This is a genomic window from Centipeda infelix ATCC 43532 (genome assembly GCF_000234095.1).
Taxonomy (GTDB): Bacteria; Bacillota; Negativicutes; order Selenomonadales; family Selenomonadaceae; genus Centipeda; species Centipeda infelix.
The window spans coordinates 417,734-444,520 of the sequence record NZ_JH376798.1; the positions used below are offsets into that span (position 1 = coordinate 417,734).

Below are 26,787 nucleotides of genomic sequence, written 5' to 3' on the forward strand. Positions count from 1 at the left end.
TGCTTATTTGCCTAAATACCGGCGCACTTCTTAAACGCGCTTCGCTTGAACGAAAGAAGTACGCCGGGGGCATAACGTGCCCTCTCTTCCGCTCGCTCCACTAGGGTTTGCTACGGAGTACTGCATGGCTGCGATTACGGCGGAACAAAAGCCTCCCCCGTGCGACACGGGGGAGGTGGCGAACATAGTGAGCCGGTGGGGGCGCTTTGAGCGGCAGAGCATTTCTGTCGTGAGAAAGCGGCATGGGGTACTGGCGCCCCTATCGCCTCGCGTTGCTCGGCACTTACTGACCTGTCCGAGAAGCAAGCCTGAAGGGCGCAGCTGAGCGGGTAACAGGTCGTATGGGAAAACCTCCCAAGAACACAAGCCGAAAGGCGAAGTGTGATTGGAAGAGGTTGACCGCTCCCCCGTTGCGAACGGGGGAAGCAATCATAGGAATGGGAAACGGAGGGCATTTCACCCGATGAAGCGGATCGTTGTATCGGGGTACTACGGCGCGAAGAACGCAGGCGACGAAGCCATGCTTGCGGCGATGCTCGAGGTACTCGCGGATTTGGACCCGGAACTTCATATCACCGTCATTAGTGCCGACCCCGCCGACACCGAACGCCGACACGGTGTGCACGCCGTCGGTTCCTTTGACGTGGGCGGCATCCTCGGGACACTGCGCCGCACCGACCTTCTCATCAGCGGCGGCGGCAGCCTCCTCCAGAACGTCACGAGCCGCCGCAGCCTCTACTACTACATGGGCATCATCCTGCTCGCGCTCATGCTCGGCAAAAAGGTCATGCTGTATGCGCAGGGCATCGGTCCCGTTACGGGGCGTTTTGCCTGCCGCTGTATGCGCTGGCTTGGCAACCGCGTCTCCCTTATCACCGTGCGTGACGAGGGCTCGATGGCGGAGCTGCGCCGGCTCGGCATCACACGTCCGCCGATGGAGTGCACGGCAGACCCCGTGCTCGGCATTCATCCCGTCGGACGGGATGCGGGGCGCACCATCCTCAGCCGCTATGGAGCGGACGGTGCAAAGCCCGTCGTCGGCATCTCCGTGCGCGACTGGCAGGGTTGGCAGCACTACAAGGAAATCCTTGCCGAGATCAGCGATGCCATTGTGCGCGAACTGGACGCGCGCGTCGTCTTCCTCCCCATGCAGTATCCCGAGGACGTGCGCACGGCAAAGACCGTCGCCGCATGGACGCGCGAGGAGTGCACCGTTCTCGCGGACGAGTACAGCACGAGCGAACTGCTCTCCCTCGTCGCGAACATGGATCTGATGATCGGTGTACGCCTGCACGCCCTGATCTTCGCGGGGGTCATGGGCGTGCCCATGATCGGCATCTCGTATGACCCGAAGGTCGACCGCTTCCTGCGCTCCATTGGTGAGAAGCCCGTCAATGACCTGCAGGATATCACCACCGCGAGCGTCCTCAAGGAGGTGCGCCGCAAATGGGGTGCACGTCACGAATTCACGATGGCAAACGCCGACCTCCTCGCGCAGATGCGCACCCTCGCCGCACGCAACGCAGAGCTTGCAATGGGGCTTGTGCGGGGAAAATCTTGATGATGACGTGGCTGGATTTATCAGTGCCTCCTAAAATTCAAAAGCCGAATTCGCTCTTGTGAACGAATTCGGCTTTTCGTGTATTTGTCAATGGCTGTGTTATCCGTGCAGGGTGCGCATCAATGCCTCTTTATTCTCAAGCGGCGTGGTGGTCGGCCGCCCAAGATCCGCACGTGAGCCGATGGCGGTGCGTACCTCAAGGAAGGTAAGTGTATCGGTATCGTGCAGATGTGCGAGGGTGCGCGAGAGCTCCTCCGCCGTTTCTGCCGTCGGCAGAACATGGTAGCCGACGTTTGCGGCGACGGCGGGGAGGTTGACGCTGCCCGCTGCCGTCGGTGCGCCGCCGACGCTCTCATGCGCCTCGTTGTTGAGGAGGATGTGCACGAGGTTCTTTGGGGCGGCTGCACCGATGGTCGTGAGTGCGCCCATGTGCATGAGTGCCGCACCGTCACCGTCGAGGATCACCACACGCCGCTGCGGGCGGTGGAGGGCGATGCCGAGTGCAAGTGCGGAGGCGTGCCCCATCGAGCCGACGGTGAGGAAGTCATGTGCGTGATCCTCGCCGCGAGCCTCGCGCAGCTCGAACAGCTCGCGTCCCGTCTTGCCCGTGGTCGCGACGATGACGGCATCTCCTGCCGCATCGAGAATGTGTGCGATTGCGTCCTCGCGGCGCAGCGCGTAGACGTTCGTATACTTTCGTTTCGGATATGTGAGCGCACCGTCGCGCACGAGGAGGGCGCACTGTCCACCGCGTTCAAGGTGGGGACGGATTTCTTTCATCCAAGCCGCAGCCTCGATGGGGGTGCTTTCACGCGTCAGCACCATTGTTTTCACGCCCATTGTTTCAAGGAGAGGGAGTGTGAGCCGTCCCTGTACGAGGTGCTGCGGCTCGTCGTGCAGATCCGGCTCGCCGCGCCAGCCGATGACGAAGATACACGGGATGCCGTAGACCTCACTGTGCAGCAGGGAGAGCAGCGGGTTGACGATGTTGCCGAGCCCGCTGTTCTGGAGGTATACGAGCGGCGTCTTACCCGTCGCGAGGTGATAACCCGCCGCGAGTGCCGCCGCGCTGCCCTCGTTCACTGCAATGACGTGTGTGGCACTGTGCGCGCCGTACGTATCCATGAGATAGTCGACGAGCGGGCGCAGCTTCGAGTCGGGGACGCCCGTGAAGAACTCTGTGCCGAGGGCTGAAATTAGTTCATTTACGTTCATAGAAGCTCCTTGCTCTTATCCATTATATGTGCCCATACGTCCAAAGCGCCCCCACCGTCGCCACCTCCCCGCTGCGGCAGGGGAGGCTTTGGGAGCCTTGCATCCTACTCCTTCCCAAACCACTGCGGACGCGCCGCGCGCATCGCGGGCCAGAACTCGCCGTTGTTTGCAATCGTACGTACGATTTCGCGTGCACGCGGGTAGAAGAACGCACGCAGTTCGGGGCTGTCCAGTTCATAGCCCTCCTCGAGCTCGTGGGCGCGGGGATAGATCGCGGCCGCTGCTCCCGCGAAGTCGACCGTTCCATCCTCGTCGACAACCTCCCGCGTCTCAACGCGCAGGGTGTAGTCATGCGTACGCAGGGCGAGCTTGCACGTTTGTCCCGGATAGATGGATATGCTCGGTACGGCGTCGCGTGCAGTGCCGCCAAAGACAGCGGGGAGATTGCCGTCAATATCAGCGGCGACAGGGAAGCCCGTGAGCGCACCGAGGGTCGCATAGATATCCGCAATGCTTGTCAGCTCGTCCGCAGTCACTCCCTGCGGGATGCCCGCGCCGCGCATCATCCAGGCGGTACGCGCCGAGTCCTCGCCGATGACATCGATCACACCGCCCTTCGGCGCGGAGAACACCGAGTTCCCATGGTCGGAGTAGAGGCTTACAATGTATTCGTCTGCGGTGAAATGCTCCTCGATATAGGAGAGGAGATATCCGATGTTGCGGTCGACGTGGCGCAGGCTCTGCCAGAACTGCTCCTGATAGATTGTGAGACGCGGCAGACGGACGCTCGCGATGCGCTCGTCCAGTTCGAAGAGGCGGTCGGAGAGCGGCAGATGCGTCTCCACGCGCGGCAGAAATTTGAGCCCCTTTGCATTCCACGGGTGTACATCGGAGATGTGCAGAAAGAGAAACTGATCCGCCTCATCGAGTGCCTCGATCTGCATGATCGCACGGTCAACCGCCTCTGCCGAAGGCTGCTTCCACGAGGTCACATTCAGCATATCATAGCCGCGCATCGCCCCACAGTAGACACTGTCGCTCGTCGCCATCGGCGCGGCGGCGTAGTAGCCGAGATCCAACATACACTCCGAGAGTGTTCGGATCGCAGGGGACATCCCATGGCTGTTGCGCTCGTTAAAGACCTGCGTGTGATGGGGCCAGCGGCCCGTCTCGATGACGGGCAGGGCGGGAAAGGTGCACTCCGAGGTGGAGAAATGTTGATCGAAGATCGTCCCGCGTGCGAAGAAGCGTGCGATGTTCGGCATACATTCCGGGAAGCGCGTGCGTGCCACATTCCACGACAGCCCGTCCACGAGGATGTTCAGTACGAGCTTGCGCCGCAGAGGGCTGTGGCCGAGACGAATTGGTGTGCCGACCGCATAGGGGGCGTCGCTCGTCGGTGTGAGTGTGGTTGTTTCCGCAAGGCGGAAATGGCTGAACGCCCATTTGCCAAGGTATGCGGCGGCGGGTGCCGTATACTCGCTTGTAAAGCGCAGCTCCTGCAGGTGCTCCGTCCCCGCAACGGGGAGGACGACCTCCGCGCCTGCGGGCACGTCAATGCGTACCGCGCCGCGCACCTCCTGTGCGCGTTGGAGTTGGAACGGGAAATCGCGCTGCATTCGGTCCACGAACATCTCTGTATGCCGTACCTGCTCAATGAGTGCACTCTTGTCCGAGAGAAAACCGCCCTCGACATAGGCACCGACCCAGTGTCGTGCACGGCCTTCGGGCGGGGGCAGCGGGAGGTACTCGCCGACAAAGGCATCGGGGATGAATTGGAGGTCATTTCCCGCCGTGAGGATCGCCCGTGTCTGGACCATCGGTGCACCCATGCCAAGCCCCACTGCGGCAGAGAGACGGCTGAGCCCCTCCGTGCCGCCGCGCTGCAGGAGGTCTGTGGGAATCTCGGGAGCGAGGTACAGCCCGTAGGCGTAGCCATGCATTGCGAGGGCATCGACGGGGCGATCCAGTTGTGCATAGATCGCTGCGAGGAGTTTCCAGATCTCGTAGTTCACGGGACGGCGGGCATAGGCACGTTCCGCGCATACGCACGCCGCCTCTGTCTCTGCGTGATGCAGGAGATAGTACGCCGCGAAGATATCCGCACGCTCGCTCTCGGGCGCAGCCGCCCGATAGGCGGCAAGTACGGCGAGGAAGTCGTCGTCAAACGCACGTCGCTCCGCACGCGCCAAGAGATCGTAAAAGAGTGCGGAGGAATGCGTGTCATTGCACCAGAATACCGCGAAATCGTCCTGCATTGTGAGATTCACTCCCTCGTTTCGGTGTTCCATCAGCGTTTCACCCCCTCCGCATCGACATAACGGGACGTTATGCTTTCACGCTCGGCTCGGGGAAGACCTCGCCATTGCTTGCAATTCGCTGCAAGAATTCGCGTACGCGCGGGTAGAAGAACGCGCGGAGCTCAGGGCTGTCCACTTCATAGCCCGCTTCATGCTCATGTTCACGCGGATAGATCGCGACCTTTGCCTTTGCGATATCCACGGTGCCGTCCATCGCCACAGGCTCCTCCGTCTCAAGACAGAGCACGTGCGCGGCGGAGCGTGCCGCGAGGAAGTAAGGCTTCGTCGGGAAATGCGAGTTGCTGAACGTGATGTCACGACCCTGCCCGCCGAACGCACGCGGAAGTACGCCGTCGATGTAGCTGTCGACGGAGAAGCCAAGCAGATGCCCGAGCGTACTGTAGATATCCACGGGGCTGGTCAGCTCGTTCGTATATACCCCGCGTGGGATGCCCGCTCCGCGCATCATCCATGATGCACCTGTGAGGTATGGGTCGACAATGTAGGGATGTGGGCTGAAGATGGAGACCCCGTGGTCGGAGTAGAGATTCACAATGTACTCATCGGGGGCATAGTGCTCCTCAATATAGTCGAAGAGCACCCCGAGCGATCGATCGAGATCGCGCATACCGAGGCGGTATGCCTCCTGATTCAGCGGGCTGGGCAGCAGATAGGGGCTCGGAACAGGACCTGTCGGCTCCGTCATGCGCGCAGCGAGTGGGAGACGTGCCTGCGCCGCCGTCGGGTATTGGAAGCTCGGTGAGGGCCATGGGTGCACATCGGAGGAGTGGATGAGGATGAAATTCTGTGCATCACCCATCCCGTCGAGATGGCGGATGACGCGCTCGACCCCCTCGTAGTTTGCCTGACGGTACGGGGATGTGATGCAGCGGTCATAGCCGCGCGCAGCTCCTGTATAGATACCCTCACCGACATCCATCAGATTCGAGGTCAGATAGCCTGCATCGCGCATGCGCTCCGAGAGCGTTACATACTCCTCGCGTAGGGGAATGGCGATCTTGTTGTTAAAGAGTTGACTGCGGTGGGGATACATTCCCGTCTCGATGGAGGCAAAGGAGGGCGTTGTGTACTCTGCAACCGAGAAATGCTGATCGAAGATCAGACCCTCCGCAAAAAAGCGTGCCGTACGCGGCATCTCCTCGGCAAAGTGTGTGCGCAGTACCTGCCATGGAAGGGCATCGGCGAGGATATTCAGCACGAGACGGGGCCGTTCGGACTTGCGCCCCACGGGGATCGGCTGCCCCACGAGGAAGTTTTGCTCTGAGGAGAGCTCCGTTTCCTCATTCAGGCGAAAGAAGTTCGGTGTCGCCACGTTCAGCCAGCCTGATGTGTTGACTGCAGATGTGCGTACGTGCAGCCGCTGCGGCGGACGTATGCCGAGTGCGGGCAGCACTGTGCCGATCACGGGGAGTACTGCCTCCTCATTTGGTGGGATTGTGACGTGTGCCGCCCCACCCGTGCGCTGACAGCGCATGAGGTCAAAGACAAAATCTCCCGCGCCAAAGTAGGCGACACCGTATGAACGGCTCAGCACATTCAGCTGCCATGCCTTGTCTCCCTGAAATCCCTTCTCCGCGTGAACCCCCACATAAAGCGGCGGCATTATGTGGGGTGCAACGGGGAGAAACTCGCCCGCGAATACGCTGTCCTCCGTCGTGATCCCCTTTTCGGGATCGTAGGAAGCACGGACGGCAATCGGGGCGAACGAGGGGCGGGACAGTGCGACCGACAGGCGGTCCAGCACCTCCTCGGTGAACACCTCCGGCGAGTAGTGCGCCACATCGAATGGGACCTCATAGAGCTTTGCCGCATAGCCCTGCATGATGAGCGCATCTGCCCAGCGGTCGACCGCCTCATAGGCACGTCTGAGTACGGCCCAGAGAGTCGCCTGAATCGGGCGCGTGCGGTAGGCGCGTTCTGCACATACAATGGCGGTCTCCGCATCGCCGTGATGGAGGAGATACTGTGCGGCAAAGAGATCCGCGTGTGCCGTGTCTGTTGTCTCTTCCCTGTATGCCGCAAGCTGCGCCAGGAAGTCGTCGTCAAAGGCACTCTGCTCTGCGCGGTCGAGGAGATCGCGGAACAGTGCACAGGAGCGTTCGTTATTGTGCCAGAAAACCGTCAAATCGTTGTTCATTTATAGCTCCTTCGGTGTGGGGAATGCCTCCCCGTTGTTTCCGATGCCGCGCAGGAATTCGCGCACGCGCGGGTAGAAGAATGCACGCAGCTCTGCGCTGTCCACCTCATAGCCCGTTTCGCCCTCGTGTTCGCGTGGATAGATGGCGGAAGATGCGTGTGCGACATCCACCGTCCCGTTCGGCAGAACTGGGATGCCTGTCTCAAGATGGAATGTGTGCGTTTTTGCGCGTGCGCGCAGACAGTAGCTCTTGGTCGGATAGAGCGAGTTGCTGAACGCGATCTCGCGTCCCACACCGCCGAAGAGCTGCGGCAGCACGCCGTCCACATCGTCATCCACGGGAAAACCGCAGAGGGCACCGAGCGTCGGGTAGATATCGACCGCACTCGTCAGCTCATCCGCGACCACGCCCTCGGGGACCCCTGCCCCGCGCATCATCCACGCCGCATGGGTCAGATCGGGGCTGACAATGTAGTGGTGTTCACTGAAGACGGGAACGCCGTGGTCGGAGTAGATATTCACGAGATACTCCTCAGGGCTGTAGTGCTTCTCCAGATAGCGGTAGAGTGCACCCAGCGCACGGTCGAGGTCGCGGATGCCCTGACGGCAGACCTCCATGCTCAGATCCGTGCGGCGCAGATAGGGGCTCGGCTCGCTGCCCGCCGCGCCCGAGAGACGCGCGGCAAGCGGCAGACGCGCCTGTACACTTGATGTGATCTGAAAGAGCGGATACGGCCACGGGTGAATATCCTGTATGTGCAGAAAGATAAACTGATCCGTGTCGCGCAGTCCTTCGAGATGGCGAATTGTCCGCTCGACGCCCTCATAGGTATGCAGACGGTAGCCTGTGACGATGAGCCGATCATAGCCGCGCGTCACCTCGTTGTAGACCCCAATGCCATCGCCCATGAGATTTGACGTCGCATAGCCGAGGGTACGCATACGCTCGGCCAGCGTGACGAACTCCTGTCGCAGCGGGACGGCAGCGGCGTTATTTGTAACGATCTGACTGTGATGCTGATACATTCCCGTCTCAATGCTTGGAAGCGATGGATGGGTGTACTCCGCAACGGAGAAATGCTGATCGAAGACCGTGCCGCGTGCAAAGAAGCGCGCCGTGTTCGGCATCCATTCGGCAAAGTGTTCGCGCACGATTGCCCATGGGAGGGCATCGGCGAGGATGTTCAGCACGAGCGGACGGCGTGCGGGACTGTGTCCGACCGTGATCGGTGTACCGACGATGAAGTTGTGATCGGATGAGAACTCCGTCGGCTCTGCGAGGCGGAAAAAGTTCGGGGTTGCGATGGTAAGCGGCGTTTCCTTATCGAGACTCTGCGTCTTTACCCGCAGCTGCTGGAAGTCAATTGTACCGAGCACGGGCAGGACGGCGCTCTGCCCCGGGGCAAGATGAATCTCTGCCTTGCCGGGGGCACGTTCGCCGCGGATGAGGTCGAACGTGAAGTCTCCGCCGAGATAGTAGGCGAAATCCTTCGCATGGCGGATGTTATAGAGCAGCCATGCCTTATTCCCCTGCTGCTCCTGCTCCGTGTAGACACCGACATAGTACGGCGGGAGATCCGAGGTGCTTTGCGGGAGAAACTCGCCCATGAACGATGTGCTCTCAGCCGTCAGCCCTTGCTCCGCGCTGTAGGACATACGGGATACGGCGATCGGGGCAAAGCCCGCCTTGCCCATCGCGACGGAGAGACGGTCAAGGAGCTCGTCGGTGAATACCTCCGGAGGAATGCCCTCGGCTGTGAGCGGGCGTTCGAGCAGCTTTGCCATGTACGCCTGCATGATGAGCGCGTCCGCATAGCGCCCCTGTGCCATATAGGCACGCGCGAGCACCTGCCATGCGGCGTACTCGATGGGGCGGGTGCGGAAGGCACGTTCGCCGCAGAGGGCAGCCGCCTCCGCATCGCCGTTTGCGAGGAGATAGTGTGCTGCAAAGACATCGGCGTGCACCGCATCACCGCCCGCCTCCCGATAGGCGGCGAGGAGGGCGAGATATTCCTCGTCATAGGCATCGCGTTCCATGCGTATCAAAAGCTCTTGAAAGAGCGTATAGGCGCGGCCGTTGTTTTGCCAAAATGTACGGCAATCGTCTGTCATGATGTCCCTTCCCTCGCACTCATTGTCCGTATTTCTCTCCAAACCAGTCTTTTCGTGCGGCACGCATCGACGGCCAGAATTCGCCGTTGTTTGCAATGTTCGCGAGGAATGCCCGTGCACGCGGATAGAAGAACGCGCGCAGTTCGGGGCTGTCTACGATGTATGCGGTATAGAGCTCATGTCCGCGCACAAAGATGTTCGGTTCGCATCCCGCAAAGTTAACCGTTCCGTCCTCGTCGACATACTCGTTGGTCTCCAGACGCAGGACGTGCTCATGTGTACGCATGGCAAGTTTGAACGTCTGACCGCGGAACATGGAGGTCGTGTAGACCACATCGCGTGCCGTACCGCCGAACGCGGCGGGCAGATTCCCGTCGATGTCGGGGCTGACGGGGAAGCCGACGAGATGTCCAAGCGTGGGGTAGAGGTCGAGCGAGCTCGTGAGTTCGCTTGCGACCACGCCCTGCGGAACACCTGCTCCGCGCATCATCCACGTTGCACCGGTCGACTGTTCTCCGGTGACGTCGACCACCCACGTCTCAGGGTTTACGCTGAAGACGGGAACGCCGTGATCGGAGTAGAGGTTCACGATATACTCATCCGCGGCGAAGTTCTCCTCGATGTAGGAGAGGAGCTGACCAATCGCGCGGTCAACATTGCGCGCACCGTCCAGAAACTGCTGTTGATAGATCTCCGCGTTCGGCAGACGAACGCTGGCGACCCCGTCCTGTACTTCATAGAGGCGGTCGGAGAGCGGCAGGGATGTCTCCACCGGCAGATTGAACTTATAAGCCTTTGCATCGTAGGGGTGCACATCGGAGACATGGAGGAAGAGAAAGAGATCTGCCTCTTTGAATGCCTTGATGTAGCGGAGCGTGCGATCCGCTCCGATAAAAGCGTGTGTATTCCACGAGCAGGGGTTGATCTGATCGTAGCCGCGGAAAATATTGCTGTAGATGCAGTCCGACATGAGCATGGGCGAGGCGCAGTGATAGCCAAGATCCTTCATGCGTTCCGCGAGCGTGATGAAGTTTGGCGCGAGCCTGTGATAGTGCGTTCCGTTGAAGATCTGTGTGTGGTGCGGGTAGCAGCCCGTCTCGATTCCGGGGAGTGCGGGGTAGGTGTACTCCGAGGTGGAGAAATGCTGATCGAAGATGATGCCCTGCTTGAAAAACGCGGCGATGTTGGGCATATCCTGTGCGAAACGGGATCGCATGACCGGCCATGAGAGCGCGTCGACGAGAATGTTCAGCACGAGCCTCTTGCGCTGCGGGCTGTGTCCGAGACGGATGGGCGTACCGACGGCGATGGGAGCGTTGTCCGTCGTACGCAGTGTGGTGTCCTCGTTTAGGCGGTAGTAGCTGAATGCCCATCTGCCAAGATATGTGGTGCGCTCCCCCATCGACGGGGTCTCTACCGAGATGGGCTGTTCGTCTGCCGTCCCCGCAAGCGGCAGTATGATCTCCTGTCCCTCCGCAATGTCGATGTTCATCGTGCCGCAGATCTCGCGTGCCTTCTGCATCTGGAAGGTGAAGTCGCGATGCCCGCAGACGGAGAACCACAGGCTGTTGCGTACATCGTCGATCAGGTAGCTCTTCTCCGAGAGGAAGCCGTAGTCTGCATAGCAGCCGACCCAGAATGGATCACTGCCCGCAGGGACGGGCAGCGGTATCGTCTCGCCGATAAAGACATCGCGGTGGAAGTGCACCGCATCATCCTTCAGATAGGCGCGGTAGGTTGCCATCGGCGCGTATGTCGTATCCTCAAGGGCTGCGGACAGGTAGGCGAGCGCCTCGGCTGTCGGCGTGTGTGTGAGCCGCAGCGGGGGCAGGGGATCCCCGTAGACATTGTGGCAGTAGGCTCGTATGATGAGTGCGTCGAGCTCGCGTCCCGTCTGCTCGTATGCGGGGGCGAGCACCTTCCATACCTCGTAGTTCACGGGGCGGCGGGCAAAGGCACGCTCTGCGCAGACACATGCTCCCTCCGCATCGCCGTGTGCGAGGAGGTACTGCGCGGCGAAGATGTCCGCATGCTCACTTGCAGGGGCTTCCTCCCGATAGGCGGCAAGTACGGCGAGAAAGTCGTCGTCGAAGGCGTTCCGCTCCGCACGCGTCAGCAGATCGCAGAAGAGTTCGCGGGCGCGTGCGTTGTTTTGCCAGAATACATTGAGCTCGTCCGTCATACTGTGTCCTTTCCTTGTACCGCCATAGCGTTATCTTTAGCGCACAAACAGTTCCCCGTTGTTTGAAATCTCCCGCACGAAGTCACGCGCACGTGGGTAGAAGAACGTACGCAGCTCCGCACTGTCCACAATGTGTGCGGGATTGAGTTCGTGGCCGCGCAGGTAGATCTGTGCCTCTGCGTCCGCGAAGTCCGCCGTTCCATCCTGTGCGGTGCAGCCGCGCGTCTCCACGCGCAGCACATGATCGCGCGTGCGTACGGCGAGCTTGAACGTCTGTCCCGGGAACTGGGAGACGGAGTAGGCCGCGTCGCGCTCCCTGCCGCCGAATACGGCGGGCAGATTGCCGTCGAGACCATCGGCGACGGGAAAGCCGCAGAGCTTTCCGAGCGTTGGGTAGATATCGACCGAGCTGGTGAGCTCGTCGGTGATGATGCCCTCGGGCACGCCCGCGCCGCGGATCATCCACGTTGCGCCGGTCGCATATTCTCCGATGAGGTCGGTTTCCGCTCCCGCAGGATCGGGGTCGAAGAGGGCGCAGCCATGATCGGAGTAAAGATTTACAATGTATTCATTCTCGTCATAGTGCTCCTCGATATAGGAGAGGAGTGCTCCCACGCTGCGATCAATGTGGCGGAGGCTCACGCGCAGCTGCTCCAGATAGATGGGCAGACGAGGTGTCCGAACACTGGGCAGGGTTGGGTCAAGCGGGACAAAGCGATCGGCAAGGGGGATGTGTGCCTCCACCTCCGTGGAGAATTTGGGCGGCATCTGTACGTTGAGCGGATGCACGTCACTTGTATGGTAGAGCATGAAATGATCCACCTCGGGCAGCGCCTCCAATGTACGCAGAACGCGCTCTGCCCCCTCGTATGTGGGCTGAAAGGCATGTGTGGAGATGAGACGTTGATAGCCGCGGTACACTCCGGTATAGCATAATTGCCCTGTCGCGAGCGGCGCAGAGCAGTAGTAGCCGAGTGCCTGCATCTCCTCGGAGAGCGTGCGTACCGCAAGCGGCAGTTCGTGCGAGTCACACTCGTGAAAGATCTGCGTGTGGTGCGAGTAGAGCCCTGTCTCAATGGTCGGAAGGGCGGACAGGGTATGCTCGGCGGCTGAGAAATGCTGGTCGAAGATGACCCCGCGGGCAAAGAATTTTGCAATGTGCGGCATGTACTCCGCAAATAGAGGACGTACCGCCGGCCAGCACAGCCCGTCGATGAGCAGATTCAGCACGAGTTTTTTGCGATGCGGACTGTGCCCAAGGCGGATTGGTGTACCAACGGCAAAGGGAGCATCGTCCGAGCGCAGTGTTGCCGTCTCCGTGAGACGGAAATAGCTGAATGCCCATTTGCCGAGGTAGCCGGGATACTCGTTTGCAGCAGTTTGGATGGAAAATCTCTGGTCGACCTTTGTCCCCGCCACCGGTACGACAAAAGCTTCGCCCGCCGGCACATCGATGCGGATGTGGTCGCTGATTTCCCGTGCCTTTTGGATGTCAAAGGTCGCATCTCGATTGCAGACGAAGAAGTTGAGCTCATGCCGTCTGGGCTCATGGACATACGACATCATGGAGAGAAAGCCTTCGTCGACGAAGATGCCGACCCAGAAACGGTCGCTGCTGCTTGGCATCGTGGTGGGAATCTCCTCGCCGATGTAAATATCGTTGACGAGCTGCACGGCACCGTTTTCAAGAACCGCACGGCCGATGATCAGCGGCGCGTAGCTCGACATATTCGTCGCCATGGTGAGGCGGCTGAGCGCCTCATCACGCGGACAATCCCTCGGAAGGGTGGGGCAGAACGTATCCTGCGGGGCTCTCCGCTGGATATATCCCCGGATTGTGAGCGCATCGCGTTCGCGTCCGAGCGCACTGTATGCAGTGGAGAGAACGTGCCACACGGCGAAATTCAACGGGCGTTTTTGAAAGGCACGCTCCCCGCAGAGTGCGGCGTTCTCCGCATCGCCGCACGCGAGGAGGTAGAGTGCGGCAAAGATATCCGCACGCTCACTCTCGGGGGCAGCCTCCCGATAGGCGGCAAGTACGGCGAGAAAGTCGTCGTCGAAGGTGTTCCGTTCCGCACGCGCCAGCAGATCGCGGAAAAGTTCGTAAGCACGTACGTTGTTGCGCCAGAATACGCTGAGATCGTTCGTCACGTTATTGTCCTTTCCTTCGCTCAAAGCGTTCCCTCCCTCGTGCACCGTTACGATTCTTCCCCAAACCACTGCGGACGCGCTGCACGCATCGCAGGCCAGTGTTCGCCGTTGCTTGCGATCGCGCGCACGAAGTCACGTGCGCGCGGGTAGAAGAACGCACGCAGCTCCTCGGAGTCGAGCCGATAGCCTTCCTCAAGTTCGTGTTCACGCGGATAGATGCCGACTATTGCTCCTGCAAGGTCCACACGCCCGTCCTCGTCGACGAACTCCCGCGTCTCAAGGCGCAGCGCATGATCGCGCGTGCGGACAGCAAGCTTGAATGTCTGCCCCGGGTACTGGGACATGGAGTAGACCACATCGCGCTCCCTGCCGCTGAATACGGCGGGGAGATTGCCGTCACTGCACGCGGCGACGGAGAAGCCGCACAGATGGGCGAGCGTCCGCTGGATATCGACAATGCTCGTCAGCTCATTTGCACGCACACCCACGGGCACGCCCGCGCCGCGCATCATCCATGTCGCGTTTGAGACGTATGTGCTGATAATATCCAGCTTGTCCGAGGTTTCCTTGTTGAATATGGGAACACCGTGATCCGAGTAGAGGCTGACAATGTACTCGTCGTCGGCAAAGTTCTCCTCCAGGTAGGTGAGGAGGATACCGATGTTGTGATCCACCTGACGCACACGCTCCAGATACTGCTCCTGATAGATGCGCATATTGGTCAAAAAGACGCTTGCCGTGCGCTCTGTGTGGTCAAAGAAGCGGTCGGCGAGCGGGAGGTGGGTCTCAACGTTGGTGTCGAATTTATAGCCGAGACCGTCGTACGGATGTACGTCATTGACCGCAAGGAAGAGGAACTGATCGACCTCGTCGAAGGCTTTGAGCTGGCGCAGGACGCGATCCACGCCATCGACCGAATTCTGAATCCATGTGGAGAGCACCGCACGGTCATAGCCGCGCATGACGCCTTGAGAGAGCCCCTGATCGGCCCCCATCGGGATGGCACAGTAGTAGCCGAGTGCCTTCATGTGCTCGGCTGTGGTGGTCATCTCTGCGGGCAGCTCGCGTCCGGCATTTACGTTGAAGATATGTGTATGATGGGGATAGCAGCCGGTCTCAATGGCGGGGAATGCCGAGAGGGTATGCTCCGAGGTCGAGAAATGCTGATCGAAGATTGTGCCACGTGCGAAGAATTTGGAGATGTTTGGCAGATGGGTCGCGGCGTAGGGACGAACGACCGCCCAGGATAGGGCATCGACGAAAATATTCAGGACGAGCTTGCGCCGCGCAGGACTGTGTCCGAGCAGGATCGGCGTGCCGATGGCATAGGCATCCTGTGCATCGGCATACAGCTGTGTGGTCTCGTTCAGACGAAAGAAGCTGAACGCCCACTTGCCGAGATAGATATCCCGTGTCCCCATGGAGGGCGTTGTGACAGAGATTCGTTGGTCGGGGACCGTGCCCGCCAAGGGGACAATCGCCTCCCGTCCGGCGGGAAGGGCGATCTCGGTTGTGCCGCGCACCTCGCTTGCCTTTTGCAGGTCAAAGAAGAAGTCGCGGTGTCCGTAGCGTGTGAACCACGCGGTATGCCGTGCCTCAGTGAGCATATAGCTGTGATCGGACAGCCCCGTGTTCTCTGCATAGGCGGCACTCCAAAAGCGTGCGCTGCCCTGTGGCATCGTTATGGGAATCTCCTCACCGATGAATATGTCAAAGCGGAACCCGAGCCCCGGGTTCATCAGATAGGCGCGGCTGGTTGAGGTCGGGGCGTTCAGGCTCTTTCCCGTAGCGAGCGTCAGTCGGCCCAGGGCTTCGTTTTGAATTTCCTCACTCAGACTGAGATCGAGGTCAATTCCCCCCGTGTCCGCGCCCCGATAGAGCCCGTAGGCGTAGCCCTGCATCGTGACGGCATCGAGCTCCCGCCCGAGCTGCTTGTAGGCGGCGGCGAGCACGCGCCACACCTCGAGATTCAGGGGCCGCTTTTGAAAGGCGCGTTCCCCGCAAAGCGCGGCGCTTTCCGCGTCGCCGTGATGGAGAAGGTACTGTGCTGCGAAGATGTCCGCACGCTCACTCTCGGGGGCTGCCATACGATAGGCGGCAAGTACGGCGAGAAAGTCATCGTCGTATGCCGCACGTTCGGAGCGTGCCAAGAGATCGTAAAAGAGTTCTGAGGCACGCTTGTCATTGCGCCAAAATACGGTGAAGTCGTCCTGCATGCTTCTATGTCCTCTCCCCAACGATTATGCCTTCAGTGCTTCCTCAAACACGCGGAAGAAACCCGCGATGTCGGGTGCGTCGATCGCACCGAGGGCACAGAGGCGAAAGGTCGATGAGGTCTGCATCTTGCCGGGGTAGATGGTATAGCCGCGCTCGTAGCAGTAGTCGTGCACGCGCAGGAAGTCAAAGTCTGCAGGATACTCCACTGCGACGACGAGCCCCGACTGGATTGCGCGGGGAATGGCTTCCTTCAGGCCGAGCCTTTCCAGTCCCTCGTGGATCGCCTCAATCGTGCGCGTGTGGCGTGCCCATTTTTTCGACGCGCCCTCGGCGAAGTACTCGGCGAGCGCACGCTTTGCCGCATAGACGGTCTGGACGGGTGGGGTAAAGCGCATTTCGCCCGTCTGCTCGAATCCCTCGTACTGCATGATGAGGTTTGTGTAGTAGGAACGCACGGGATAGGCTTTTGCGGCGTTCAGCACGGATTTTTTGGCGAGGACGTACGAAAGCCCCGTCATGCCCTGAATGCCCTTCTGTGCCGAGGACATACACACGTCGATGTTCATGTCATCCGCCGTGAACGGGATCATCGCATAGGTCGAGATCGTGTCCGCGATCATGACCGCGCCGTGCGCATGGGCGAGTGCGCCGATCTCCCGTACGGGGTTGAGGATGCCCGTGCCCGTCTCCTGATGCGTTGTGTAGACGGCGGCAATCTCGGGATGCTCACGCAGCGTTTGCTCGACAACATCAAGATCGGGCAGCCCGTCGATTGGGAATTTCAGGTCGATGTGCGGCACGCTGTAGGCACGCGCCATCTCTGCCGCCCGCGCGGAATACGCCCCGTTGTTGACGATGAGGAGCTTTCCGTCAGCGGGAATGAGCGAGCTGACGCAGGCATCCATGGCGATGGTGCCCGAGCCGCAGAAGAGGACGGTCGTCCAGTCCGCGGGATCGGCGTGGACGACCTTTAATAGATCTGTGCCAAGCTCTCGCATGAGCTCGCCGAACTCGCGCTCGCGCGGGCAGATGTCGGGAACGAGCTGCGCACGCTTGACCGTATCGGTCGTTGTCGCGGGACCGGGGTTGAGAAGGATGTTGCGTTTGATGTCCATAGGTCACTTCCGATACATAAAGCAGGTGAAGATAAACGGCGCATTCCAGTAATCCGCCATCTGGAGGGCGGGGAAGACGATCCGCAGATCGTGTTCCTGTGCAAAGTCCTCGAAGAACTCTCTGCGGAAGAAGAGGCGGCCGAGCCCCTCGTAGCGTTCATCGTAGTTCGGGATGTTCGCGCGGCGGAACGTGAGATAGTCCTGCCGCTTCGCACGGTCGTGCAGCTCCGTGATGCCGATGGCGTACCGCGACTTTTCGAGCATACGCTCGAGCACACGGGTCGCGTAGGCGTGATCGGGGAAATAGGAGAAGACGCCGCAGGAATAGACGGCATCGTACTTCTCCTCCGTCGGGATATCTGCCGCCTCCATCGCTCCCATCTCGCGTGCGTTGGGAACGACCGCACGTGCTGTTTCGATCAGCCCCTCGGCGTAGTCCGAGCCGCCGACGATCATTCCCTCACGCTGCATGAGGTACATATTCGCGCCCGCGCCGCAGCCGACCTCATAGACGGACTTGCCGGGCGTGAGGTCAAGCAGCTCCACGAGCCCCGAGTGAAAGTTCAGCAATGCCTCAAGCGGGACACCGCCCTCCATGACATCGTAGCCGTTGAGCCGCTTCAGTTCGAGATAAACGTGCTCCCAGTCCCCCGTCAGCCCTCCTGTGACGGGCCTCCTGCGATTCCAGATCTCTTTCCATTTGTTTCCCATTACATTACCTCGATCAGCCGTATGATGTCCTTGATCGGCAGGAGCTTGCTGTCGATCTCGTGAGCACGATGGTGAACGAGGAGGGAGCGCGCTGCGCTTTCCATGGCGGGAAATGCCGCCCGCGTGAGCTGGTTCGCGTAGATGACGATACGCACGCCATGCGCTGCGAGCTCCGCCTCCGTGATTGTGTTGTAGGAGGAGGGAACCGCGACAATGGGGATGTTTGGATGTTTTGCGTGGAATGCGTCGCAGAACGCGATGACCTCGTCGGGGGACTTCGCACGCGAATGGATCATGATGCCGTCTGCACCCGCCGCAACGTAGCCCTCCGCGCGTTCGAGTGCATCTGCGAGGCCCTTTTCCAAAATCAGGCTCTCGATGCGTGCGATGATCATGAACTCCTCTGTGCGCTGTGCCGCTTTGCCCGCGGCGATTTTCTCGGAGAAGTTCGGGATTGTGTCCTGCGTCTGTGCGACCTCCGTGCCGAAGAGGGAGTTGCGCTTTGCGCCCGTCTTGTCCTCGATGATGACGGCAGAAACGCCGATGCGCTCAAGGGTGCGGACGTTGTAGGCGAAATGCTCCGCCGTGCCGCCCGTGTCCATGTCGAGGATGATGGGCTTCGTTGTAACCTCCATGACTTCGTTGATGGTCTGGATGCGGTCGGAGAGGTCGACCAGCTCGATGTCGGGCTTGCCGCGCGAGGTCGAGTCACAGAGGCTTGAGACCCACATCGCGTCGAACTGGTCGAGCCCGCCGTCGTTCTCGACAACCGTCTTTTCGGCAATCAGCCCTGTGAGCCCATTGTGTACTTCGATCGTCTTTACGATGGGGACGATCGAAAGGAGACGGCGCAGCCGTCCGCGCCGCGCCTCGGGCATCGCGAGCTGCTCGCGCATCTGCCAGTCGATCTTGCGTACCTCGGCGTTCTCCGTATACGGCGGCTCGATGAGCTCGCCGCCATAGCGCGCGAGTGCGGCAAGTACGTTTTTGCGGATCGAGGACTCGGGCCCCTGCGCCCAGTTGCTCCCGTGCACGACGTAGTCGGGACGCAGTCGGTCAAGGATCTCATCGTACATGATGTGCTCCTGTACGACGACCTCTGCGACCTCAGGCAGTACGCGGATCATCTCCATGCGCTCTGCAAGTGTCTTGGTCGGAAAGCGGTTGTAGCGCACCATCTCCGGATCAGAGAGCACGCCGACCGTGACCTCGCCCAGCTCCGCTGCTGCACGCAGGAGGTTCTTATGACCTTCGTGGATGATGTCGGTGCAGAAGCAGGTATATACTTTCTTCATGTGGTAGTTCTCCCTCTATCCCTATTTATCGTATTTATGCCTCCCCCGCCGCGGCAGGGGAGGGGGACCATGCGAAGCATGGTGGAAGGGCGCTTTGAGCGAATGGGGCACTCTCACGTAAGAGAGTCTCGTTTCCCACCGGCGCCCCTATCGGCTCACTGCATTCGCCACTTCCCCCGCCGCGACGGGGGAAGCTGAATTTCCGCGCATCCTTTCCTCCAGCTCCCGCAGCTCCTCCACCGTATCGATCTCCCACACGTCCGCGCGCGTGCATTCCCTGATATACACGTCGCATTCGTGCAGATGATATTTCAGCATGATCTCGTCCCAGTAGAGCTGACGATACTGCTTCTCGGCGTAGAGCGCATTCGCACACGCGGCGAGCCGTGCCCCGTCCGCTGCCGTCCAGTAGGACAGCCCGAGCATCTGATGACAGGGGTGATCGCTCGCCGTGTCAATGTGCGTGATCTTCCCGTCCGCGTCCGTGTCAAAGCACCAATCATCCGTCGCCTGCACGGGGAACGCGATGTAGTTCGTGCGCGTCTGTGTGGGTGTGATGACAGCGGGATTTGCGAGGTAGAGATCGCCCTCGATAACGTAGCTGTCCGCGAGCAGCCCCGCACGCCCCGCGAGGGCGATGGACGAGATGTTGTTTGCGGTTTCCCAGTCGGGATTGTCGATGAATGCGAGATGCGGGTACGTTTTGCGGAGTGCGTCAAATGCCTCTCCGCAATACCCCCGTACAATAGTAATCGACGAAATCCCCGCTGCGTTAAGCGCATCGAGAATTGTCGCAATGATTGGCGTGCCGTTCACGGGGACGAGCGGTTTCGGCACGCGATCCGTCAGCGGTGCGAGCCGCGAGCCGCGCCCTGCCGCGAGAATGACGGCGCGGGTTACGCGATGTGCATCCATCAGCACAGCCCCATCTTGCGCATCGTTTTCTTCAGCGTCCTCTCCGCGATGTGCGCGGCACGCTCCGCGCCCTTTGCAATCTCCGCGTCGAGATACGACTTGTCCTCCATCAGCCGCGCGTAATTCTCTCGGATCGGGCGCAGCTCGTCCGCGACCACCGTGCCGACGGCGGTCTTGAAGTCGCCGTAGCCCTTGCCCGCGAACTCCGCCGTAATTTCATCGAGTGATTTGCCCGTCACGGCGGAGTAGATCGTCATCAGATTGTTGATGCCGTCCTTGCCCTCGCGAAATGCGATCTCCGCCTCGCTGTCCGTCACGGCGGACTTGAACTTTTTGAGGATCGTCTTCTCATCGTCGAGGATGTAGATCGTCGCCTTCGCATTCTCGTCCGACTTGCTCATCTTCGCCGTCGGCTCTTGCAAACTCATGACGCGTGCGCCCGCCTTCGGGAAATAGCCTTCGGGCAGGCGGAACGTCTCGCCGTAGACGTGGTTGAACCGCGCCGCTACGTTGCGCGTGAACTCAAGGTGCTGCGTCTGATCCGCACCGACAGGTACATAGTCTGCCTGATAGAGCAGAATATCGCCCGCCATGAGGGCGGGGTAGGTAAAGAGTCCCGCATTGATGTCCTCGGGATGCTTCGCCGACTTGTCCTTGAACTGCGTCATGCGCGAGAGATCGCCGAACGGGCTGAGGCAGGACAGCATCCACCCCATCTGCGCATGCGCAGGGACATGGCTCTGGATGAAGACGAGGCTCTGCTCCGGATCGAGACCGCACGCGAGCAAGAGGGCAAATGCCGCGCGGCTCGCCTTACGCCGCGCGGCGGGATCGTGGTACACCGTCAGTGCGTGGAGATCGGCGACAAAATAATAGCAGTCATACTCCTCCTGCAGATGCCGCCAGTTCTTCACCGCCCCGAGATAGTTGCCTAGGGTAAATGTGCCGGTGGGCTGAATGCCGCTCAGGATAATCTTGCGGCGAGAGGTGACTGCGTCCTTTTCGTTCATGACGTTCCTTCCTTTGTTGTAGAATGTTTCTCCATTATATACCATGAGAGAAAGATAAGCAAAGACACAAAAAAATCTTGCCAACATTCCTTCTCTCTGTTACAATATCTTCCGTACGATCGAATATGAACCACAAGATATAGTATAAGGAGCAGAATTCATGACAGTGACAATGGTAACGAAGCGTGCAGGACATTCCGTGCCGTACGACCGTGCGAAGATTCGCAATGCGATTGCGGCGGCGAGCAAGGAGTACGTCCACCCGATGACGGGCATCGAGATCGACGCGGTGACGACAGCAGTCGAGGCGGCGTTTGGCGAGCGCACGGAGATCAGCGTCGAGGAGATCCAGGATCTCGTCGAAAAGCAGCTGCTTGTGCACGGCTTCCACGACATCGCACGCCGCTACATCACCTACCGCCAGCGGCACGCACAGCGTCGCCTTGCGCAAAAGCATCTCATGGCGAGCTACCGTGACATCTTCTTCGCGGATGCCGTCGACTCCGACCTCAAGCGCGACAATGCGAACATCAACACGGACGCGTCCATGGGCATCATGCTGAAACTTGGCGCGGAGGGTGCGAAACACTTCGTCGACAACTACGTCCTCGAGGAGCGTTACGCCGTTGCCGACCGCGAGAACTTCATCCACATCCACGACAAGGACTTCTCACTCATCACGTTCAACTGCTGCCAGATCGACCTGCTGAAGCTGTTCCGCGGCGGTTTCTCCACGGGACACGGCTTTCTGCGTGAGCCGAACTCCATCCGCGCATACGCGAGCCTCGCGTGCATTGCGATCCAGTCGAACCAGAACGACATGTTCGGCGGGCAGAGCATCAACGCGTTTGACTATGCGATGGCGGACGGCGTGAAAAAGTCGTTCCGCAAGGCTCTCGTCGAGGAGGCGTGGAAGGCATTGCTCTACCGTCTCGGACGCGGGCATTTCACGCATGAGGCGTTCAAGAAGGCACTGCGTGCGGAGCTCGACTTTGCCGTCTGCATCTACGCGGAAAAGCAGGATGACGAACGCGCGGAGCGGGCGCGTTCGGAGCTCGTGCGTGCGCTCTCTGCCGTCTACAGTGCGGCGTTCGAGACCCCTGTGGCGCAGGAACTTGAGGCGGACGCGCGTACCGTCTATCAGCTCGCGTGTGAGAGCGTCGAGGAGGAGACCCATCAGGCGATGGAGGCGCTCATCCACAACTTTAACACGCTGCACTCCCGCGCGGGCGCACAGGTGCCGTTCAGCTCCATCAACTACGGTATGGACACCTCGCCCGAGGGGCGTCTCGTCATCCGCGAGGTGCTCAGCGCCATTTGGCAGGGGCTCGGCAACGGCGAGACAGCGATCTTCCCGATCTCCGTCTTCCAGCTCAAGGCAGGGGTCAACTACAACCCTGAGGACCCGAACTACGACCTCTTTATCGAAGCCTGCCGCGTCAGTGCGCGCCGTCTCTTCCCGAACTTCGTCAACCTCGACGCGCCGTACAACCTCCAATACTACAAGCCGGGGGACTACAACAGCTACGTCGCGACCATGGGCTGCCGCACGCGCGTCATGAGCAACGTCAATGGCCCCGAGCAGTCGGGCAGCCGCGGCAACTTCTCCTTTACCACGATCAACCTGCCGAAGATTGCGCTGGAGGCAAAGGGCGATCTCGATGCATTCTGGGAGCTCTACGACCATTACATCGACCTCTGCCATGACTACCTGCTCGATCGACTGAAGATCATCGAGGAAAAACACGTCTACAACTATCCGTTCCTCATGGGGCAGGGCGTGTGGATGGACAGCGAAAAGGCGGCCCCTGTCGACTCGATCAAGGACCTCCTCAAGCACGCCTCGTACTCCATCGGATTCTGCGGGCTTGCCGAGTGCCTCGTCGCACTCACGGGCAAGCACCACGGCGAGAGTGCAGCGGCGCAGGAGCTCGGGCTCAAGATCGTTGGACACATGAGGGAGCGCACCGACGCGTACACCGAGGCGGAGCACCGTAACTGGACGACGTTCGGCACGCCCGCAGAGAGCACGGCGGGGCAGTTCCAGCGCGCGAACAAGAAGGCGTACGGTATTATTCCGGGCGTGACCGACCGTTCCTACATGACGAACTCGAGCCATGTCCCTGTCTACTATGACATCAGCGCGTACGACAAGATCTGCATCGAGGCGCCGTACCATGCGCTTGAGAATGCGGGGCACATCGCCTATATCGAGATGGACGGCGACCCCTCGAAGAATGTCAAGGCGTTTGAGAAGGTCGTCCGCGCCATGCACGATGCGAACATGGGCTACTTCTCCATCAACCACCCCGTCGACCGTGACCCCGTCTGCGGCTATACGGGACTGATCGAGAACGAGTGCCCACACTGCCACCGCAAGGAGACCTCGTTCGGGACAATGATTGTCCCGCGCATGAAGGATTAAAGAGAGAGCGTACCACAAACATCGCGTTTACGATCATTGCGACGAACTCAGCGGCTCTTCTCGGAAATAAGGCGACGGGGCTCTCGGATTTCAGCTTTGAAGCGTTCGAACCGGTGGCACTCTATGGAAAGCAGGCGGGCGAAAACATCGTCGTGCGTGCGGATTCTCCGTACAAGAGCCTTGAGGAGCTTCTAAACGCCTCCAAGGCGGCGCCGGGCACGATCAAGTACGGTGTTTCGATGGGGGGCGGCGTCTACATCGCCTCCGTTATCATGGATAAGGAAGTCGGTGCGAAGTTCAATGTCGTCGATACGGGCGATGCTTCGAACCGTCTGACGGCGCTGCTCGGCGGTCACGTTGACGCGACCTCCATCCCGTACAGTGCCGCAAAGGAGTACATCGAGAGCGGACAGCTCCGCAGTCTCGGCACCCTCCTCTCCGAGCGTTCGAAGCTCCTGCCGGATATCCCGTCCGCGAGCGAGATCTATAAAAATCTCTCCGTCGACACCTTCTACGTTGTTCTCGCACCGAAGGGAACCGATCCCGCGATCGTTGCGAAGCTGAATGCTGCAATCCAGAAGGTCGTCAAGGAGAACCCCGAGTACAAGACCGAGGTCGAGAAGATGAACTTCCAAGCACCGTGGGTGCTCGGCGTCGACGAGACCAAGGCAGAGCTCCAGAAACAGCTCGATCACTTCATGGCATTTGAACAGTATTTGAAGTAAAACAGGCATACGAAAAATCCCACTGCGTTTACCAGGCGCAGTGGGATTTTTGTCGTCCGTTGTGCTATACTGAAGCTGCCACGGCCCTGACCAAGCCAATCCGGCAAGGAAGGGAGGCTGTCACGATGACCATCGGAGATATTATGCTTTCCCTGCTGACCAGCGTACTCGGGAGTATTCTCGGGGCGCTGATTTTGCAGAGGCTGGGGCGGTAGAAGCGACCGCCGTTGTGGCACCAGCCAGATGCGACCTCACCAGTTGCAAAGAAAGACCCCTGCGGTAACCAGCCGCAGGGGATTTCTTTCTTTTGGTTGTCAATGACCATCGTTGACTTCTACACACAGTATAACACGTTTATGCTGTTTTGCAAGGATAAATTTATCAGCGATTCCTTATCATCCCGCCGCCGCATTCTCGATGATTGGCGCAGCTCCCTCGGTGATGCACTCCTTCGTCACAGTAACGCGGCGCGGCGCACTCTCGCGCGGGATGTCGAACATCACGTCGAGCATGACCTCCTCGATGATGCCCTTCAGGCTGCGCGCACCGGTCTTGCGCTCGATTGCCTTCTTTGCGACCGCACGCAGCGCGTCCTCCGTAAAGACGAGCTCCACGCCGTCCATCGCAAGCAGCTTCTCGTACTGGCGCACGGGTGCGTTGATCGGCTCCGTGAGGATGCGCAGCAGTGCGTCCTCGTCGAGTGTCTCAAGTGTGCAGATCACGGGCAGGCGGCCAATGATTTCGGGGATGATGCCATACTGCATCAGATCCTCGGGCGTTACCTGGTGGATCAGCGTGTCGAACTCCTTCTCCACCTCTTTGCCGCGCACCTCCGCGCCGAATCCCATCGCGACGCTGCCCTTGCGCAGACGTTTTGCAATCGTCTTCTCGATGCCGACGAACGCGCCGCCGACGATAAAGAGAATGTTCTTTGTGTCCACCTTGATCGTCGGTGCCTCGGGATGCTTACGCTGTCCGCGTGCCGTGAACTCCACCACGCTGCCCTCAAGCATTTTGAGGAGTGCCTGCTGCACACCCTCGTGCCCGGGGTCTGCGGTGATGGAGTTGTTCGCGCCCGACTTGCGTGCGATCTTGTCGAACTCGTCGAGGTAGATGATGCCGTGCTCCGCCTTCTCCACATCCTTGTCTGCCGCATAGTAGAGATTGCGCACGGCGACCTCCACATCCGCGCCGACAAAGCCCGCTTCCGTCAGGCTCGATGCGTCTGTAACAGCGAACGGCACGTCGAGCAGCTTCGAGAGGTGGGAGAGCAGTGCCGTCTTGCCGCAGCCCGAGGGGCCGAGCATGATGACATTCGACTTCTCGATCTCCGTGTCCTCGCCCGTCGTCTCATAGCCGTACTTCATACGCTTGTAATGGTTGTAGACCGCGACCGCGAGAATCTTCTTCGCGCGATCCTGCTTGATGATGTAGGTGTCCAGATAGTCCTTGATGAGATGCGGGCGCGTTTTGTCGAGCACTTCGTCGAGCTGCATGCGGAACGAGCTCCGCTCCTCGGAGGAAACGGAAGCATCGTGCTCATCGAGGAAGCGGTTGATCTCACGCACACAGTCCTTGCAGATCGCAAAGCCCGTATTCGGATCGTAGATCGGCATATCGTATTGGTCGCGGACATCAATGATGCGCTTGCAAAAGCTGCACTGATGCTTCACCGGATTTTTCGACATTTCAAATTCCTTTCAGGATCATTGTCCTTTGATAAATTCTATCATAGAATACCACAGGAAGGGGAAAGAAACAAGCACAGACAGCAAGTGAAAGTGAAATAGAGGTTATTATATGGATGGAAAACTATTACACGAAAAATCTTGAAAAACTTTCAAAAGGGGGTTGACGAAGGGAAAGCATCTGTGTTATATTATGACAGTCGCGCCGATGAGAGCCGCAGGGGTCGGGAACGAACCTTGAAGCCTTACGCGGTGCAGGATGTACCCTGAAAACTACACAATGCAAAACAAGTTAGAATTAAATCTAACAAGCCAGATGCAACATCGTTGTGAAGGAAGCAATGATGAAATGAAGTTGCTCAGGTTGGAGCAGATTTTGTGATCTGTCAAGGAGACAAACCGGACGCATAGCTAGTGTGCTATGTGGAGGATTTGCCGACGCAGACAGAGCGGAAAAGATGCCCAAGATGAGTGGCTGAATGAATCAGTGATTCCTATAGTCAACGAACACAATTCTTTTACAAGAATGAAGTATTGAGCCAACAGGCTCTCGAATAGGGGCAACCCTTTAGCGGAGAGTTTGATCCTGGCTCAGGACGAACGCTGGCGGCGTGCTTAACACATGCAAGTCGAACGGAGCGAATGAAAGCTTGCTTTTATGAGCTTAGTGGCAAACGGGTGAGTAACACGTAGACAACCTGCCGACAGGATGGGGACAACATTCCGAAAGGAATGCTAATACCGAATGAAGCGGAGGAGAGGCATCTCTCCTCCGTGAAAGATGGCCTCTATTTATAAGCTATCACCTGTCGATGGGTCTGCGTCTGATTAGCTAGTTGGTGAGGTAACGGCTCACCAAGGCGACGATCAGTAGCCGGTCTGAGAGGATGAACGGCCACATTGGGACTGAGACACGGCCCAGACTCCTACGGGAGGCAGCAGTGGGGAATCTTCCGCAATGGGCGCAAGCCTGACGGAGCAACGCCGCGTGAGTGAAGAAGGTCTTC

The 26,787-nt window shown here is 59.5% G+C and carries 16 protein-coding genes and 1 rRNA gene (1 of these 17 running past the window's edge); 4 read left to right on the forward strand and 13 right to left on the reverse strand.

All coding sequences use genetic code 11. The annotated features are described in order from the left end of the window. Nucleotides 1-463 precede the first annotated feature (463 nt). The gene (gene csaB / locus HMPREF9334_RS05150) at nt 464-1,561 is read left to right on the forward strand and encodes a polysaccharide pyruvyl transferase CsaB (RefSeq protein ID WP_006692444.1); all 1,098 of its coding nucleotides are present in this window, start codon (nt 464-466) and stop codon (nt 1,559-1,561) included. A gap of 99 nt (nt 1,562-1,660) precedes the next feature. Here csaB and aepY read toward each other — a convergent pair whose 3' ends face one another. The 12 genes from aepY to trpS form a co-directional block, all read right to left on the reverse strand. After that, complete coding sequence (gene aepY, locus HMPREF9334_RS05155; protein WP_006692445.1) at nt 1,661-2,776, reverse strand: phosphonopyruvate decarboxylase; 1,116 nt, start codon at nt 2,774-2,776, stop codon at nt 1,661-1,663. A gap of 104 nt (nt 2,777-2,880) precedes the next feature. Beyond that, nucleotides 2,881-5,034, reverse strand: coding sequence for a sulfatase-like hydrolase/transferase (locus HMPREF9334_RS05160; protein ID WP_006692446.1), 2,154 nt, complete (start codon nt 5,032-5,034; stop codon nt 2,881-2,883). A gap of 70 nt (nt 5,035-5,104) precedes the next feature. Next, nucleotides 5,105-7,234 (reverse strand): sulfatase-like hydrolase/transferase, encoded by a 2,130-nt coding sequence (locus HMPREF9334_RS05165; RefSeq protein ID WP_006692447.1) that lies wholly within the window; start codon nt 7,232-7,234, stop codon nt 5,105-5,107. After that, entirely contained in the window at nt 7,235-9,346 is a 2,112-nt protein-coding gene (locus tag HMPREF9334_RS05170; protein ID WP_006692448.1) for a sulfatase-like hydrolase/transferase, read from the reverse strand. A gap of 19 nt (nt 9,347-9,365) precedes the next feature. Beyond that, entirely contained in the window at nt 9,366-11,528 is a 2,163-nt protein-coding gene (locus HMPREF9334_RS05175; protein WP_006692449.1) for a sulfatase-like hydrolase/transferase, read from the reverse strand. Between the two features lie 36 nt (nt 11,529-11,564). Continuing rightward, nucleotides 11,565-13,679, reverse strand: coding sequence for a sulfatase-like hydrolase/transferase (locus HMPREF9334_RS05180; protein WP_039957378.1), 2,115 nt, complete (start codon nt 13,677-13,679; stop codon nt 11,565-11,567). A 47-nt stretch (nt 13,680-13,726) separates the two neighbouring features. Beyond that, nucleotides 13,727-15,895, reverse strand: coding sequence for a sulfatase-like hydrolase/transferase (locus tag HMPREF9334_RS05185; RefSeq protein WP_006692451.1), 2,169 nt, complete (start codon nt 15,893-15,895; stop codon nt 13,727-13,729). A 24-nt stretch (nt 15,896-15,919) separates the two neighbouring features. After that, nucleotides 15,920-17,011 (reverse strand): 2-aminoethylphosphonate aminotransferase, encoded by a 1,092-nt coding sequence (locus HMPREF9334_RS05190; RefSeq protein ID WP_006692452.1) that lies wholly within the window; start codon nt 17,009-17,011, stop codon nt 15,920-15,922. Nucleotides 17,012-17,014: 3 nt separating this feature from the next. After that, nucleotides 17,015-17,722: a class I SAM-dependent methyltransferase gene (locus HMPREF9334_RS05195; protein WP_006692453.1), complete on the reverse strand. Its 708-nt coding sequence runs from the start codon at nt 17,720-17,722 to the stop codon at nt 17,015-17,017. Then, entirely contained in the window at nt 17,722-19,017 is a 1,296-nt protein-coding gene (aepX, locus tag HMPREF9334_RS05200; protein WP_006692454.1) for a phosphoenolpyruvate mutase, read from the reverse strand. Before aepX ends, HMPREF9334_RS05195 begins: the two co-directional genes overlap by 1 nt. A gap of 147 nt (nt 19,018-19,164) precedes the next feature. Next, on the reverse strand, nt 19,165-19,932 hold the full coding sequence (locus tag HMPREF9334_RS05205; protein WP_006692455.1) for a phosphocholine cytidylyltransferase family protein: 768 nt from the start codon (nt 19,930-19,932) through the stop codon (nt 19,165-19,167). Next, on the reverse strand, nt 19,932-20,942 hold the full coding sequence (gene trpS, locus HMPREF9334_RS05210; protein WP_006692456.1) for a tryptophan--tRNA ligase: 1,011 nt from the start codon (nt 20,940-20,942) through the stop codon (nt 19,932-19,934). Before trpS ends, HMPREF9334_RS05205 begins: the two co-directional genes overlap by 1 nt. A gap of 160 nt (nt 20,943-21,102) precedes the next feature. On the opposite strand from trpS, the gene HMPREF9334_RS05215 reads away from it, so the two are divergent. After that, entirely contained in the window at nt 21,103-23,367 is a 2,265-nt protein-coding gene (locus tag HMPREF9334_RS05215; RefSeq protein ID WP_006692457.1) for an anaerobic ribonucleoside triphosphate reductase, read from the forward strand. Next, nucleotides 23,301-24,092, forward strand: a complete 792-nt coding sequence (locus HMPREF9334_RS05220) for a tripartite tricarboxylate transporter substrate binding protein (protein ID WP_006692458.1) — start codon at nt 23,301-23,303, stop codon at nt 24,090-24,092. Before HMPREF9334_RS05215 ends, HMPREF9334_RS05220 begins: the two co-directional genes overlap by 67 nt. Nucleotides 24,093-24,487: 395 nt before the next feature. On the opposite strand, the gene clpX is transcribed toward HMPREF9334_RS05220, so the two are convergent. Next, on the reverse strand, nt 24,488-25,780 hold the full coding sequence (gene clpX, locus HMPREF9334_RS05225) for an ATP-dependent Clp protease ATP-binding subunit ClpX (RefSeq protein ID WP_006692460.1): 1,293 nt from the start codon (nt 25,778-25,780) through the stop codon (nt 24,488-24,490). Between the two features lie 568 nt (nt 25,781-26,348). On the opposite strand from clpX, the gene HMPREF9334_RS12880 reads away from it, so the two are divergent. Next, nucleotides 26,349-26,787 (forward strand): 16S ribosomal RNA (locus HMPREF9334_RS12880); it runs 696 nt beyond the window's last position.